This is a genomic window from Staphylococcus sp. FSL W8-1207 (genome assembly GCF_038003745.1).
Lineage (GTDB): Bacteria > Bacillota > Bacilli > Staphylococcales > Staphylococcaceae > Staphylococcus > Staphylococcus equorum.
On sequence record NZ_JBBOPU010000001.1, the window covers coordinates 1605284 to 1621277 of the forward strand.

General features: G+C 32.0%; 13 protein-coding genes and 1 pseudogene. 4 read left to right on the plus strand and 10 right to left on the minus strand.

Features of this window, described 5'->3' with window-relative positions:
- Window positions 1-85: 85 nt before the first annotated feature.
- The 4 genes from lepB (NSR03_RS07955) to NSR03_RS07970 all read right to left on the minus strand — a co-directional run bounded on the left by lepB (NSR03_RS07955) (window position 86) and on the right by NSR03_RS07970 (window position 3385).
- The gene (gene lepB, locus NSR03_RS07955) at window positions 86-661 is read right to left on the minus strand and encodes a signal peptidase I (RefSeq protein WP_065367372.1); all 576 of its coding nucleotides are present in this window, start codon (window positions 659-661) and stop codon (window positions 86-88) included.
- A gap of 18 nt (window positions 662-679) precedes the next feature.
- Window positions 680-1198 carry a signal peptidase I gene (gene lepB / locus NSR03_RS07960; RefSeq protein WP_069821007.1) on the minus strand — a complete coding sequence of 173 codons (519 nt, stop codon included), beginning with the start codon at window positions 1196-1198 and terminating at the stop codon, window positions 680-682.
- Between the two features lie 4 nt (window positions 1199-1202).
- A complete protein-coding gene (locus NSR03_RS07965; protein ID WP_069802033.1) occupies window positions 1203-1778 on the minus strand; it encodes a TVP38/TMEM64 family protein in 576 nt (191 codons plus the stop codon).
- Between the two features lie 275 nt (window positions 1779-2053).
- Window positions 2054-3385: a glucose-6-phosphate isomerase gene (locus tag NSR03_RS07970; RefSeq protein WP_002508127.1), complete on the minus strand. Its 1332-nt coding sequence runs from the start codon at window positions 3383-3385 to the stop codon at window positions 2054-2056.
- A 341-nt stretch (window positions 3386-3726) separates the two neighbouring features.
- Here NSR03_RS07970 and NSR03_RS07975 point away from each other — a divergent pair, with 341 nt between their 5' ends.
- From NSR03_RS07975 to NSR03_RS07990, 4 genes are all read left to right on the plus strand, one after another.
- On the plus strand, window positions 3727-4932 hold the full coding sequence (locus NSR03_RS07975) for an argininosuccinate synthase (RefSeq protein ID WP_021339472.1): 1206 nt from the start codon (window positions 3727-3729) through the stop codon (window positions 4930-4932).
- A complete protein-coding gene (gene argH / locus NSR03_RS07980; protein WP_069821006.1) occupies window positions 4922-6295 on the plus strand; it encodes an argininosuccinate lyase in 1374 nt (457 codons plus the stop codon). Before NSR03_RS07975 ends, argH begins: the two co-directional genes overlap by 11 nt.
- Window positions 6296-6650: 355 nt before the next feature.
- A complete protein-coding gene (locus tag NSR03_RS07985; protein WP_069802029.1) occupies window positions 6651-7640 on the plus strand; it encodes a glycerophosphodiester phosphodiesterase in 990 nt (329 codons plus the stop codon).
- A gap of 131 nt (window positions 7641-7771) precedes the next feature.
- Window positions 7772-8152 carry a YbaN family protein gene (locus tag NSR03_RS07990; RefSeq protein ID WP_021339469.1) on the plus strand — a complete coding sequence of 127 codons (381 nt, stop codon included), beginning with the start codon at window positions 7772-7774 and terminating at the stop codon, window positions 8150-8152.
- Window positions 8153-8683: 531 nt separating this feature from the next.
- Here NSR03_RS07990 and NSR03_RS07995 read toward each other — a convergent pair.
- From NSR03_RS07995 to ygs, 6 genes and pseudogenes are all read right to left on the minus strand, one after another.
- Window positions 8684-9221, minus strand: a pseudogene (locus NSR03_RS07995) (GNAT family N-acetyltransferase).
- 106 nt (window positions 9222-9327) lie between these two features.
- Window positions 9328-10530 carry an MFS transporter gene (locus NSR03_RS08000; RefSeq protein ID WP_069821005.1) on the minus strand — a complete coding sequence of 401 codons (1203 nt, stop codon included), beginning with the start codon at window positions 10528-10530 and terminating at the stop codon, window positions 9328-9330.
- Between the two features lie 580 nt (window positions 10531-11110).
- Window positions 11111-12355: a Glu/Leu/Phe/Val family dehydrogenase gene (locus NSR03_RS08005; RefSeq protein ID WP_002508134.1), complete on the minus strand. Its 1245-nt coding sequence runs from the start codon at window positions 12353-12355 to the stop codon at window positions 11111-11113.
- Window positions 12356-12465: 110 nt separating this feature from the next.
- Window positions 12466-13656, minus strand: a complete 1191-nt coding sequence (locus tag NSR03_RS08010; protein ID WP_002508135.1) for an ornithine--oxo-acid transaminase — start codon at window positions 13654-13656, stop codon at window positions 12466-12468.
- Window positions 13657-14234: 578 nt separating this feature from the next.
- Complete coding sequence (locus NSR03_RS08015; protein WP_069802024.1) at window positions 14235-15368, minus strand: NADH-dependent flavin oxidoreductase; 1134 nt, start codon at window positions 15366-15368, stop codon at window positions 14235-14237.
- 169 nt (window positions 15369-15537) lie between these two features.
- Window positions 15538-15939 (minus strand): S1 domain-containing post-transcriptional regulator Ygs, encoded by a 402-nt coding sequence (gene ygs / locus NSR03_RS08020; RefSeq protein WP_069821004.1) that lies wholly within the window; start codon window positions 15937-15939, stop codon window positions 15538-15540.
- Window positions 15940-15994 lie beyond the last annotated feature (55 nt).

Consider the following 15994-nt stretch of genomic DNA (forward strand, 5'->3'; position numbering starts at 1 on the left):
TTGTATAGAAAAAGTGCTAATCCATTAAATTAACAGATTAACACTTCTCTTATAATATTAGGTAACTATATCTTAAATTCAGTTATTATTTATCTTGATCTGTATCAGGATCAAATCCAAATTTCATTTCATTAAGTGGCCAGAAACTAAATGCTACTTTACCAACCACTTGATCTTCGTCTATTAAACCAAATGAGCGGCTATCTTTACTTACTTCACGATTATCACCGAGCACAAGTAGCTTGTCTTCAGGAATTTTATTTTTCCCATCTACTTGGTTTAAATCTTTTGTTTCAAAGCTGCCTGTAATATATTCATATTGTTTATTTTTTTTGTTTGAATCTAAATATGGTTCTTCTACTTCTTTACCATTAACAAACAATTTGTCTTTTTTGTATTCAACATTATCGCCAGCAGTTCCGATAACACGTTTAACATAGTCGCTTTCTTTATTTGCATGAAAGACAATGACATTACCGTTTTTTATATCGCCAAATTTATAACCAAATAAATTGACCATGACACGTTCGCCGTCTTTTAGCGTAGGATCCATGGAGTCACCTTTAACTGTATATGGTTTTGCCACAAAATTTACAATTAGTAATACCAATGCCACTGCAACGATAATCGACACAATCCATTCCAATATCTCTTTTTTCAATTTTTACACCTCGTCTATTTAATTAAAGTTCACTGTGAATTTTTCAAATGGGAAATACCTCAAACTCACATTTCCAATAATGTCTTCTTTTTGTATAAATCCAGTCGTTCTAGAATCTTGTTTATTTTCACGATTATCATTGAGTACAAAATAAGCATTCGGTGGAATGATATCTCCTTCAGATTGCTGAATATTTCTAAGTGATAAACCATTTATACTATTACTCGCATAAGGCTCATCCACTGCCCTGTCATCTCTGTATAACGTCCCGTTCTTATATGCAATAGATTGACCAGGTTTACCAATAATTCTACTGAATTGAATTTCATCGCCTTTACGATACATTATAATATCATTATTATCTAATATGTTAAATGTAGTTTTAATCTTATTTACAATAATTCGATCATCTTGTTTAAGGTTCGGAGCCATCCAATCATTTTTAATGACGGCGCCTGTAATTACAAACGCTTGTATCAATAGTACAATAATAATCGCAAATATTATGGAAATCAAATGTTTTAATATGAATCGCACGTTGTCACTCCTCTGAAGAATGCATAAAATGTTTCTCGATTTTTCGTCCTACAAACCATACTATTAAAATGACGATGATGATAGTTATCAATCTTGTAGGGCTTGTGAATAAAGTTGTAATATCATTCCCCAACCAACCTACAAGCCCAACCATTACAAATTTTGAAGCTATAAGAACGGTCAAATAGACATGTGCTTTAATATGCGATAAACTTGCGACAATATTGACTAGCGCACTTGGTGTAAATGGAAAACACATTAAAATAAAAATTGGAAGAACGCCTTTTCTATCAATGAAATGTATCAATCTCTGAACAGAGGTACGTTGTTGTATTTTCTTCATATAACGTGTATGCGTAAGCCTTCTAAAAAATAGGAACACGATATAACTACCAGCCACTGTACCCATCCAAGCCAATAAAGTTCCGATTATAAAACCATATGCATTAACGTTAACAATGACAAATACAATGATTGGCAAAATAGGAATAAAAGCTTCAATAAATGGCAATAAAAAACCTACAATATATCCTAGGTTTCCGAATAAATCAAACCAATATTGTACTTGTTCTTCTGTCATCTAACCCATCTCCATCATTTCTATTGATTATAATTATAAGTGTAATATCATGTTTTTAAAACTATAAAGTACTAGATTTAATATAAATCAGTCTCGAGAATGAAGAAAGCATCATGTCAGAGACTTATAGTATTAGTAATCGTAATGTGCTTGAAAAAATATAGCTAATTATTATTCACTTTAGCGTTATCAATACAGAAAAGACTCATTCCAAATTTATCTTTGGAATGAGTCTTTTCTTAAATCACTATTTTAATGAAACAAGTGTTTCTATATTATAAACGTTTTTCTAATTCTGCTTTTTTATCTTCAAATCCAGGTTTACCTAATAAAGCAAACATATTTTGTTTGTATGCTTCAACACCTGGTTGGTTGAATGGATTCACACCTAATTGGTAACCACTCATTGTACAAGCCAATTCGAAGAAGTAAACGATATAACCAAATGTTTCTTCATCTAAACGAGGAATATCAACAACAATGTTTGGAACGCCACCATCTGTATGCGCTAATAGTGTACCTTCAAAAGCTTTTGTATTAACTTCGTCTATTGTTTTACCTGCTAAGTAATTTAATCCATCTAAATTATCATTATCTTCTTCTATAGTAATGTTATGTTTTGGATTATTTACTTTTACTACTGTTTCAAATAAGAAACGACGTCCTTCTTGAACATATTGGCCAAGAGAATGTAAATCTGTTGTATAGTTTGCACTTGAAGGATAAATACCTTTGAAGTCTTTACCTTCAGATTCGCCAAATAATTGTTTCCACCATTCATTGAAATATTGCATTGAAGGATCGTAGTTGATTAACATTTCAGTGTCATAACCTTTTGCATATAAAACGTTACGGATAGTTGCATATTGATAAGCAATATTGTCTTCTATGTTTTCTGATGACAATTCTTCACGTGCTTTAGCTGCACCTTCCATCATTGCTTTAATATCAATTCCAGCAACTGCAATTGGTAATAAGCCCACTGCAGTTAATACTGAATAACGACCACCAATATCGTCAGGTACAACAAATGTTTCATAGCCTTCATTTGTAGCTAATTCTTTTAATGCACCTTTTTCTTTATCTGTAGTTGCAAAAATACGTTTTTTCGCTTCATCTTTGCCATATTTATTTTCAAGTAATTGTTTAAACAATCTGAATGCGACTGCTGGTTCAGTTGTTGTACCAGATTTTGAAATTACATTGACTGAGAAATCTTTTCCATCTAAATAATCAATTAGCTCTTGTGTATATGTTGAAGATAAATGATTACCTACAAATACGATTTCTGGATATTCATCACTATTTCTAAATGAAGAAGTTAACATTTCAATAGCTGCACGTGCACCTAAATATGAACCGCCGATACCAATTACTACAAATACATCTGTATTTTCTTTAACACGTTTAGAAGCTTCTAAAATACGTGAAAACTCTTCTTTATCATAATCAACAGGAAGGTCTATCCAACCTAAGAAATCACTACCAGCGCCTGTTCCTTCATGAATTGTTTTATGAATTGATTTAACGATATCTTTTTGTTGTTGTAGTTCGTGTTCTCCAAAAAATTCTAAAGTTTTACCATAATCTAATTGAATATGAGTCATTTGATATTGCCTCCAGTGTTTTTAGTTTCAGTATAATATTACTAAGTTTATTTTGACTATTCAAACAACTAGCCTATAATCAGTCATAAATTATGACAATTTTGCTAATTATTTTTAGCGTATCACTTTTTTTATTCATTATTATATACATATAGATATAATCCTTTAATCAACACTATTCCAATATTCGTAACATAAATACTTCCTTTAATGAATAAGCCCATCCAAATATTTTTGCATATTTATGTATAAAAGTGGTTTTATTTTCAATAAACATCTGCTATACTATTCAATATCAAATAAAAAAACAAATTTTAAAATATCAATTAGAGGTGGAAATTATGAAAGAGAAAATAGTATTAGCATATTCAGGCGGTTTAGACACAAGTGTTGCAGTAAAATGGTTATTAGATAAAGGTTACGACGTTGTAGCTTGTTGTTTAGACGTAGGTGAAGGTAAGGATTTAGACATCGTTCATCAAAAAGCATTAGATATGGGGGCAAGTGAATGTCACATTATTGATGCTACTGAAGAATTCAGTCAAGATTTCGTATCATATGCAATTAAAGGTAATTTAATGTATGAAGGTACTTATCCATTAGTATCTGCATTATCAAGACCTTTAATTTCAAAAAAATTAGTTGAAATTGCTAGCAAAACAAATTCAGTTGGTATTGCACACGGTTGTACTGGTAAAGGTAATGACCAAGTTCGTTTTGAAGTAGCAATTAAAGCTTTGGATCCAGAACTAAAAGTATTTGCTCCAGTTAGAGAATGGGCTTGGAGCCGTGAAGAAGAAATAGATTATGCAATTAAACATAATATCCCAGTACCGATTCAACACGATTCACCTTATTCAATAGACCAAAACTTATGGGGTAGAAGTAACGAATGTGGTATTCTCGAAGATCCATATGCCACACCACCAGAAGATGCATATGACTTAACTAATCCAATAGAAAATACACCTGACGAATCAGATGAAATTGTACTTTCATTTGAGCAAGGTATCCCTACTGCTTTAGACGGTCAATCATATAAATTAAGTGAACTCATTTTATATTTAAATAAATTAGCTGGTAAACATGGTATTGGTAGAATTGACCATGTAGAAAATAGACTTGTAGGTATTAAATCAAGAGAAGTCTATGAAACACCTGCAGCTGAAGTAATTGTAAAAGCGCACAAAGCACTTGAAACAATTACCCTTACAAAAGATGTAGCACATTTCAAACCAGTAATCGAAAAACAATTCTCAGAACAAATTTATAATGGCTTATGGTTCTCTCCATTAACAGATAGCTTAAAAGTATTCGTCGATAGTACGCAACAATATGTTACAGGTGATGTACGTATTAAATTATACAAAGGTAATGCAATCGTTAATGGCAGAAAATCGCCACATACACTATATAATGAAAAATTAGCTACTTATACAAAAGAAGACGCGTTTAATCAAGAATCAGCAGTTGGTTTCATCGATATCTTTGGCCTACCTACTAAAGTGAATTCTATGTTACATGGCGGATATAACGATGAGCAGTAAAGCTTGGGGTGGTAGATTTAGTGAACAACCAGAAGCATGGGTCGATGAATTCAATGCTTCTATCCACTTTGACAAAGCATTAATCGAATACGATGTCCAAGGTAGTATTGCTCACGCAACGATGTTAGCCAAACAAGGTATTATTTCTGATTCAGACTGTGAACAAATTATAGATGGCTTAAATGCTATTTTAGCTGATTATAAACAAGGTAATTTAAACTTAGACGTTTCTTTAGAAGATATTCACTTAAATATTGAACATGAATTAATTAAACGTATCGGTGATGCTGGTGGCAGATTACACACTGGCCGTAGTAGAAATGATCAAGTCGCTACTGATATGCATTTATATACAAAAGAAGAAGTTAACTACTTAATTGAATCTATCACTGCTTTCCAACAAACTATTGTAAAAGTTGCTGAAGCACATGTTGATACAATTATGCCTGGTTATACGCATTTACAAAGAGCACAACCAATATCGTTTGCACATCATATATTGACGTATTATTGGATGTTAGAAAGAGATAAATCACGTTTCCAAGATAGCTTAAAGCGTATTGACATCTCCCCTCTTGGTGCAGCTGCATTAAGTGGTACTACTTATCCAATTGATCGTCATGAAACACAATCTTTATTAAACTTTAGCGCACTTTATGAAAATAGTATGGATGCTGTAAGTGATAGAGATTATATTGTTGAAACGTTACACAACATTTCATTAACTATGGTTCACCTTTCTCGTTTTGCTGAAGAAATTATTTTTTGGTCATCAGCAGAAGCAAATTTCATAACTTTATCCGACGCATTTTCAACTGGTTCTTCTATCATGCCACAGAAGAAAAATCCTGATATGGCAGAATTAATTAGAGGTAAAGTTGGACGTACGACAGGTAATCTTATGAGTATGCTTATGACACTTAAAGGTTTGCCTTTAGCATACAATAAAGATATGCAAGAAGATAAAGAAGGACTCTTTGATGCTGTGCATACACTTAAAGGTTCTCTACGTATCTTCGAAGGCATGGTCGATACAATGACTGTGAATGTGAATCACTTACAAGAAGCAGTCTACAATGATTTTTCAAATGCAACAGAACTTGCAGATTACTTAGTCAACAAAGGTGTGCCATTTAGAAGTGCACATGAGATCGTTGGTAAAATTGTGCTTTGGTCTATACAACATAACGTTTATTTACTAGACGTTCCGTTAGAAGAATATCAAAACGCGCATGCTAGTATCGAAGCGGACATTTATGATTACTTAAAACCTGAAAACTGTGTAAGTCGTAGAATCAGTTATGGTTCAACGGGACAAGAAGCAGTAAAACAACAAATCAATATAATAAAGCAACAACTTTAGCAAAAAGAACTGGAAAACGTGCTTAAAAAAGCGGTCTTCCAGTTCTTTTTGTTACATATATAATCATAACGCCTTAATAAATCATCCTAAATTATAAAGACATATATAGCACTCTGTGACGCAATGACAGTATTGCTAGTTAATATATCTTCAAATAGCCACAACTCTTGAGAAAACAGCTTGTATTAGCCATTCAAGGTATAGTGTCGTTCTTTTATTTGTAATTTTTTGATATAAATTGTAATTATATGTTTAACATTATTTAGTTTGAATAAATATGTTGTAAATCCTATTCTTATTTCTGATTTTATTTTGTACTATGAAATTACAGTTCAGATTAAGGAGTGACAACATTATGAAACACGTCAGTAAATTTATCATTTCAAGTATTGCAGTAACATCATTATTGAGTCTCGGTGCATCTCCAGAGATTCACGCAAGTGGTAAAGGCAGTCAGATGGAAAATCAGAACGCTTCTCACTCACAACAAAGCGCTCATTCAAACGGTATAAATAATAAGCAGAACGAATTACATAATTTAACAGGTGAAAAATTCACAACAATCGCTCACAGAGGCGCAAGTGGCTATGCACCAGAGCATACCCTAGCGGCTTACGATAAGAGTCACAATGCCATAGGCGCATCATATATAGAAATTGATTTACAAATGACTAAAGATGGTCACCTCGTCGCAATGCACGATGAAACTGTTGATAGAACAACGAATGGTACAGGTAGAGTCGATCAATATACACTTGAAGAACTGAAACAATTAGATGCAGGAAGTAAATTTAATGCGGAAAATCCTCAATATGCAAATTCAAACTATGAAGGTGTCCAAGTACCGACATTAGATGAAATTTTCCAACGCTATGGTTCAGGTGCCAATTATTATATTGAAACAAAATCGCCTGATGTTTATCCTGGCATGGAAGAAAAACTTCTAGATACATTAAATAAACACAATTTATTAAATAGTGATTCGCTTGAAAATGGACATGTTATGCTTCAATCCTTTTCACAAGAAAGTTTATTAAAGCTACAAAACCTTAACCCTAATATACCGCTTGTACGCTTATTAGATAAGGGTGAATTAACTAGTATGACACAACAAGACTTTAATGCGATCAAACAATATGCAGTCGGCGTAGGACCTGAACATACAGATTTAACAAAACAAAATGTGCATAATCTCAAAAAAGCAGGTCTCTTAGTTCATCCGTTTACTGTTAATGAAAAAGCAGACATGCAACGACTCAATGAATATGGCGTAAATGGCGTCTTTACGAATTATCCAGATTTATACAAACAAGTAATTAATGAAAATGAAACACAAGCAAAATAAGAATTTCCATTACCTACAACAAATGTCTAAATTAACAACCAAAATAAAAACTATCCTGTAAAATGTTATGTTATTTACTATAGTGATGAATTAGTTTATTATTGATAATAGCTATCAATAGGAGTGTTTTTTTGAAATATTTTTTAATTATTATTGGTGTGTTATTTACAGTCATTGGTTTTGCTGGCGTTTTATTACCTTTGTTACCAACTACGCCATTTTTATTAGTTGCAGTACTTTGTTTTTCTAAAAGCTCTGATAAATTTGAAAAATGGTTAGTACAAACAAAGGTTTATGTTAATTATGTTGAGAGCTTTAAAGAAAACAAAGGCTATACATTGAAGGATAAGTTCAAACTTTTGTTAAGTCTTTATATAGTTATCGGCTTTTCAATTTTCATGATAGATCATCCTTATATAAGATTGGGTTTATTAATCATGGTAACGTTGCAGACGATAGTTTTATTTACTTTTGTAAAAACATTACCAGCAAATTTTTATGATAAAAAATAGTTTGCTGGTAAAAATAATAGTGTTGAGGAAAGTATTATTTTTTTAATAATCATCCCATTACTGGATATATATGGATTAACTATTAAATTTATTAAACGCATTTACTTAAAAAGTTAGTTTTCAAACTAACTTTTAAGAGTGTCAACAAATTCTGTGACTTTGTTGACATTTTTTTATGCTCACTTTCCACGGACACAGCCTCTTCCTGTATTTTTTGTCTAGTGCTTTTTTACCGAGTAAGAAATCGCACAATAAATCGCCCTTTTCAAAAGAAAATGAAATTAATATATTTACTGTGTCAACAAATAGAGATACCCTAAATTTCAAAAAGAATTAAATGATAAGTTTCATGGAAATAGAGTGTTTCAAAGATATAATATCTATAAAAAATACCCCTAAAAATTAGATTTTTAAGTCCAACTTTTGGGGTTCACATCACAATTGATTTGTCTTTGTTTTAAAACGTGAGTTTGAAATGTAAGTTTTTATTTGTAAACTTCGGTAACTATAATCTTCTGAAAAATTTAGTTTTTAATTATTATATTCAGATTTAAGCAAGCTAAACACGTAACTATCAACGAATTTTCCATTCAATTTTTCATCTTCTCTTAAAATGCCTTCTTGTTTAAATCCTAATTTGCGGGGGATTTTTTGACTTTTAATATTTTTAGTCGCTGTTTGTATTTCAATTCTGTTCAAATTTATTTCATTGAAACAGTAATCTATTAAAAATTTTGTGCATTTTGTCATTATTCGTAATTTTGATCAATATAATAGCCTATAGATGTTTTTTCATTCAACCAATTTATGTAATGTAATGTAATCCGATGACACCAATCAATTGTTCGTTGTACCAAATATCACAGTGAAACCCATCATTTTCTATAAATTGATTTAGCGCAGATTTTATAAATTGCTTAGTATCTTCACTTGTTTTCGTGAATTTTACAAAGGGAAGCCATTCATTTAGATAGTCTCTTGAATTATCAACTATATTAAAAAGTGCTTGAGTATCTCTTTCTTCTAAAATTTTAAGGCTTAAATTGTCATTAATCTTTGTTTTAAACATAGTACTCTTCCTTTTAAAATCTTATAAGTGTGTTTATATTTTGATATTTTATTTAGGTGTAAAACGAATAATAAATGTATTTTCCTTTTCATTTAATATAGATTACTCAAATATCCTTTCTATTTATAATCACAATAATCGAAGATATAAAAAGCAGTGTTGCAGCTAACATAAATATGAATCTCACACCAAATAAGTCGGTCAAATTACCTAAAATTAGCGAGGAAGCCCCGAAAATTGCCGTTATTAAAGCGTCTTTTGCTGAGTAAATATTAGGTAAAAGTCTATGAACCACACTCTTCTGTACTAATGTCTCTTGAGCAACATCCTTCATCTGATTTACCAAACCAAATAATAAGGATAATACTAATGCCATCCACGGAGTCGACGTTAAACCAAACATTAGAGTTGTTAAACTAGCTAAGAGAGCTCCAACTAAAATAACTTTACTGGAAAGTCTATCTACTAAATGTGACCATTTTAAACTTAAAAACCCACCTATCATTAATCCAGAGAAGAAAGTCGCGTTTATATACCCCCACCATTGTTCTCCAGTTTGCAAAACTTGGTCTACATACACGTACATAATTGCAGCTACCCACACCACATTTGCAATCGATTCAAAAAATTCTACGATACTAATAGTACGTAAGGTGGGTGTTTGCCAAATAGTTACCCATCCTTTTTTTAACACTTCCCAATTTGATAGTTTTATTGACTGTTCATCGCTCACTATATTTCTATCAATACTATGAATTAAAAACATCATAAAAGTTGATGTTACAAACAAGAAAAATGTAAACCAAAGAACGTTTACTCCCCCTATAATAGCAACAAGCATTCCTCCAACTGCCCATCCGCCTAAACGAATTGTTTGATCAAGAATAGCAAGTAAACTATTAGCTTTCACCAGAGCATTTTGTTCGACTAATATTGGAATAAATGCATTTCTCGCTGGATTTGCCCATCCGTCTAAAAAGGAGATGGCAATTACAAAGAAAAAAATTAAAACAGATGTATTAATAGAAGAAAAAACATCTATATAACCTATAAGTATAATTATAGCTATTGTTTTACCTAATTGGGAATAAGCTAAAAGTGCCTTTAGGCTAACTCGTTCAATAATTAAAGGAGCGATGATGCCACTTACAAACCTTGATGTTGTTATAAAAAAAGGTACAAAAGCCATATAAGTTACAGAACCTGTTAATTCGTATATTATCGCTATTAAACCCACCATATAAAAAACATCTCCGCTATTTGCGAGAGATTGACCAATCCATAAAAAACGAAACGATGATTTATTCATCAGAAATTACTCCTTGAATTAATTTATTATTTAATTTTTATTTTAAATTAAATATGATCTTACATCGGGTCGTCATCCTTTTCTTTATATAGTTTATCAGGTGGAGTTAATTATTTAGCTATTAATATTCTTTTTTACAATAGCATAACTAAAAAAGTACGACAAGTCTGATAATTCGGAAAATAAATAACATAGCATTTTAAATTAAATCAATGTTAATAACAATTATAAGTTTAGTATAGATTTTTGTGTAGCATAAAAAAAATAAAGTTTTTCACTTTTTAAACTTCCACTTTGAAGAGAGCATATAAAATACAATAAATGTTTATTCATTAACTGAAATATGATTAAAGTTTCTACCAGTACTCATAGCCTTAGAAAAATGGATAATTAAATGTAATATACTAACAAAAAAATATCGATAAAGTTATAAGACTCAATCGACATTTTGAAAGGGAGTTTCTCCTAAAAAATGAACTCGTAATAAATAGAAAGTACCCACTATTAAAAATTAATAGTGGGTACTTTCTATTTTTCTAAATCAATAACTATTTAAACCATTTATACTCTATTTTACGTTTTATGCCCAACCACGATAACGAGCTGCCTCTGCAGTACGTTTAATACCAACGATAAACGCAGCTAAGCGCATATCAATTTTTCTATTTTGTGATAATTCATAAATTGTATCAAAAGCAGTTATAAGTTTTTCACGTAATTTAGTGTTTACTTCTTCTTCTGTCCAATAATAACCTTGATTATTTTGTACCCATTCGAAGTATGAAACAGTTACGCCACCAGCACTTGCTAATACATCAGGAACAAGTAGAATGCCACGTTCAGTTAAGATACGTGTTGCTGCTGGTGTAGTTGGGCCATTAGCAGCCTCAACCACGATATCAGCTTTAATATCTGCTGCATTATCTTCAGTAATTTGATTTGTAATTGCTGCCGGAATCAGCACATCACAATCAAGTTCGAACAATTCTTTATTTGAAATTGTTTCTTCAAATAAATTTGTTACTGTTCCGAAACTATCTCTTCTGTCTAACAGATAGTCAATATCTAAACCTTCTGGGTCATGTAATGCACCATAAGCGTCTGAGATACCAACAATTTTTGCACCCATGTCGTACAAGAATTTCGCTAAGAAACTACCTGCGTTACCGAAACCTTGAATTACCATACGTGCACCTTTTAAGTCTAGCCCTCTTCTTTTTGCAGCTTGCTCAATGGCAATTACTACACCTAAAGCTGTTGAACGATCACGGCCTTGTGAACCGCCTAAAACAATTGGTTTACCAGTAATGAAACCTGGTGAATTGAATTTGTCTAATGAACTATATTCATCCATCATCCACGCCATAATTTGAGAGTTTGTAAATACGTCTGGTGCTGGAATATCTTTAGTTGGTCCAACGAATTGAGAAATTGAGCGCACATACCCACGAGATAGACGTTCTACTTCATGAATGCTCATTTGTCTTGGATCACAAATGATTCCACCTTTACCTCCGCCGTACGGTAAATCCACTATGCCACATTTCAATGTCATCCACATTGATAGGGCCTTAACTTCTTCTTCATCAACATCTGGATGGAAACGAACTCCACCTTTTGTTGGTCCAACAGCATCATTATGCTGTGCACGATAACCAGTAAATGTTTTAACAGTACCATCATCCATACGGACAGGAATTCGAACTTCAAGGAATCTTAAAGGTTCCTTTACTAAATCATACATACCATCGTCAAATCCCAGTTTATGCAATGCTTCTTTAATAATTTGTTGCGTAGAAGTAACTAAATTATTATTCTCAGTCATGATTCATTTCGCCTCTTTTTCGTAACTAATGATTTCGCTTTCATGATAATTGTAACATAACATTTCGCTTTTTAAAGAGTTTTCAAAACTTATATTTTTTAACTATAAATTTACTCGAAAACGCTTCTTACTTTGTCTAATGCAAAGTCTAATTCTTCTTTTGAAATAATAAGTGGTGGAGCAAAACGGATCACAGTGTCATGAGTTTCTTTGCATAATAACCCTTTTTCTTTTAATGCTTCACAATAAGGTCTCGCATCTTCATTTAATTCAATTCCGATAAATAAACCGCGACCACGAACTTCTTTAATTGCAGGGTGATCTATTTTTTCTAGTTCAGATTTGAAATAATTTCCTAATTCTAATGAACGTCCTGGTAAATCTTCGTCGATAATAACATCTAATGCAGCATTTGAAACTGCACAAGCTAATGGATTACCACCAAATGTAGAACCGTGAGACCCAGGTGAAAACACACCTAATACTTCTTCGTCTGCTAATACGACTGAAATTGGTAATACGCCGCCGCCTAATGCTTTACCTAAAATGTATACGTCTGGTTTAACGTCATCCCAGTCTGTAGCAAACAATTTACCTGAACGACCTAAACCAGCTTGGATTTCATCGGCAATAAATAAGACATTATGTTCATCACATAATTCTCTAATTGCTTTTAAGTAACCTTCTGGTGGAACATTGATTCCAGCTTCCCCTTGGATTGGTTCAATTAAAATTGCAGCAGTATTTTCGTTGATTGCGCCTTTAACAGCTTCAATATCTCCAAAATCAACTTTATTAAATCCTTCTAATAATGGACCATATCCACGTTGATATTCAGGTTCTGATGATAACGATACTGGCGCCATAGTACGACCATGGAAGTTACCATTGAATGCAATTACTTCTGCTTTATCTGGTTCTATATTTTTAACATCGTAAGCCCAACGACGTGCAGCTTTCAACGCAGTTTCAACCGCTTCAGCGCCTGTGTTCATTGGCAATGCTTTTTCTTTACCTGAAAGTTTACAAATTTTTTCATACCATTCGCCTAGATTATCACTATGGAATGCACGAGACACTAAAGTAACTTTATCTGCCTGGTCTTTCAATGCTTGAATAATCTTTGGATGTCTGTGACCTTGGTTTACAGCTGAATACGCAGATAGCATATCCATATATTTGTTACCTTCGGGATCTTTAACCCAAACACCTTCTGCTTCCGATATAACGATTGGAAGTGGCACATAGTTTTGTGCTCCATAATGATTTGTTACTTCTATGATTTCTTTTGATCTTGACATGATATCTCCCCTTTGAAAATATTTAAGAGTCTTTTTAAACTCTAAAACGATACTTGTTCATAGCATAACGTATTTAGAGTTCAACTGAAACCATTTTCTAAAACTACTCATTTCATGCGACTTATAAGCTGATACATCAACAAAAATCAAGCTTTAAACATATCTTTAAACTACTCGATTTATATGTAAGCCCTTACATATATAATGACATAATTACCTATGTTTACACAAGATAATTTTGTCTGATTTAAAAAATAAAATATCGTTTATTATTTTTACATAAAATTGTATATTCAATCATAGCTTCATGCATTATAACAGTTGATAAATTAATAAATATACACTGTTATTTACTCGTAATTATATATAATTACTAATGAATAATACCTTGCCCAATATCTATTAGTTTGATGAAGCCATAATAATAATTGTTATTTTTAAATTATTTTTCCGAATTTTTCGTTTTATTTTATCTATAAGCTGCTAATATTTTACTTTTATTTATAATTAAAAAAGTAGCATATCAATCACAATATCTTTGGAAAATTGTGATAATACACTACTTGATGTTCTATATACTATTTATTATCTGTTCTTGGAAGTGGGTAGAAACCTTTATTAAACTGTTCCCATAATTTTGGTGGTAAATGATGCTTGTCTTTTCTATTTGGATCAAAATGAGAAATAATTTGATCTTCTTCACCGTTTTTAATTTTACTAACAAAATTGTGATCTAATAAGATTTCTCTACCTAAAGCTACAAGTTCTACATTTGTTGATTCAATCGCTTCAATTGCTTGTTCCGCAGTAAATATTGAACCAATACCAACAAGTGGCATACGACCATTAATCCATTGTAATAACAATTTAATACGTTCTTGACCTTTATATTGTCCTTCACGCGTTTTTGAATGTATATCCATCAATGAAACGTGTAAATAGTCTAATGGTTTTTCAATTAAATGTTTTACTAACGTTTCTGTAATTTCCATGCTTATACCCGGTGTTTCTGCTTCTTCAGGTGAAAATCTATATCCAACGATAAAATCTTTATTCCCGTGACGTTTAACTGTTTCTGTCACTTCATCAACAACTGCATTTGCGAATTTATAAGGATCTTCGCCCCATTCATCATTACGACGGTTGTAATAAGGTGAGACAAATTGATGGATTAAGTAGTGGTTAGCACCATGAATTTCTACGCCATCAAAACCAGCTTCAATCACTCTTCGTGTCGCTTCACCAAACGCTTTAATTGTTTGTTCTATTTCTTCAACAGTGATTTCACGTGCATGATGTTCTTCTTGTTCTCCAAAACTTTTTAATGAAATTGGACTCGGTGCAGCTACATCTCCATTAGGAGTTAAATTAGGTAATGCCTGGGCACCACCATGATGGATTTGAACGACAGCTTTAGATCCATTTTTCTTCATTGCCTCAGCTAATCGTTTCAACCCTTCTAAATTTGAATCATGTGCTACAGAAGGTTGTCCAGGAAATGCTTTACCTAAATCTGTTACATTACTAGCAGCAGAAATAGCTAATCCCACATCTTTTGAACGTTGTTCCATATATACTACTACTTCATTTGAAATCGACCCATCATCATTAGAAGATACGTGTGTTAGCGGAGCTAAGACAAATCTATTTTCTAATACAACTTTATTAGGTAATGTGAGCTTTTCAAATAATGGTTGAAATTTTTTATCCATTACAATTATTCCTCCTAAGTAAAATACCATATCGCTTTTTTCCACACTATTTGAGTGCTAGTTAATTCTAACTACCTAAACTATAAAGATAAATAAATATGCTCACGCATGTAATTTTTGATTATATCTTCTTCACAATAAAAAAATACTGACATTTCTTATCGAAATGTCAGTATCTTGTTAAAGATGTTTTTTCATCTTTAATAGAGTTTTTGGACTGTTTAATCCAAACCGGCAAGCGTTCTTTAATTGTTTGAAACCCATATTTTTCGGTTTCTTTAATTTCATCTAATACTGATTGCTTTTCCTTCTTACGTTCATAATTTTTAAAATAGTCATTATCTTTTAAAGAAAGATTCAGTTTACCTTCATCATCAATTGAAATCACTTTCGCTCTTACAATTTGTCCTTCTGATAAAAACTTTTTCAAATTATGGACGTAATCATCCATAATTTCGGATATGTGGATTAATCCTTCAGCATTGTCCGGGGTTTCTACAAAAGCGCCATACGGTTGAATACCAGTCACACGAACTTTGATATGTTGACCTACTGTATAGTGATTATTCAACGTGATAACCCCTTATTTCGTTTTACTTAACACTATTATAATAGCATAAATTATA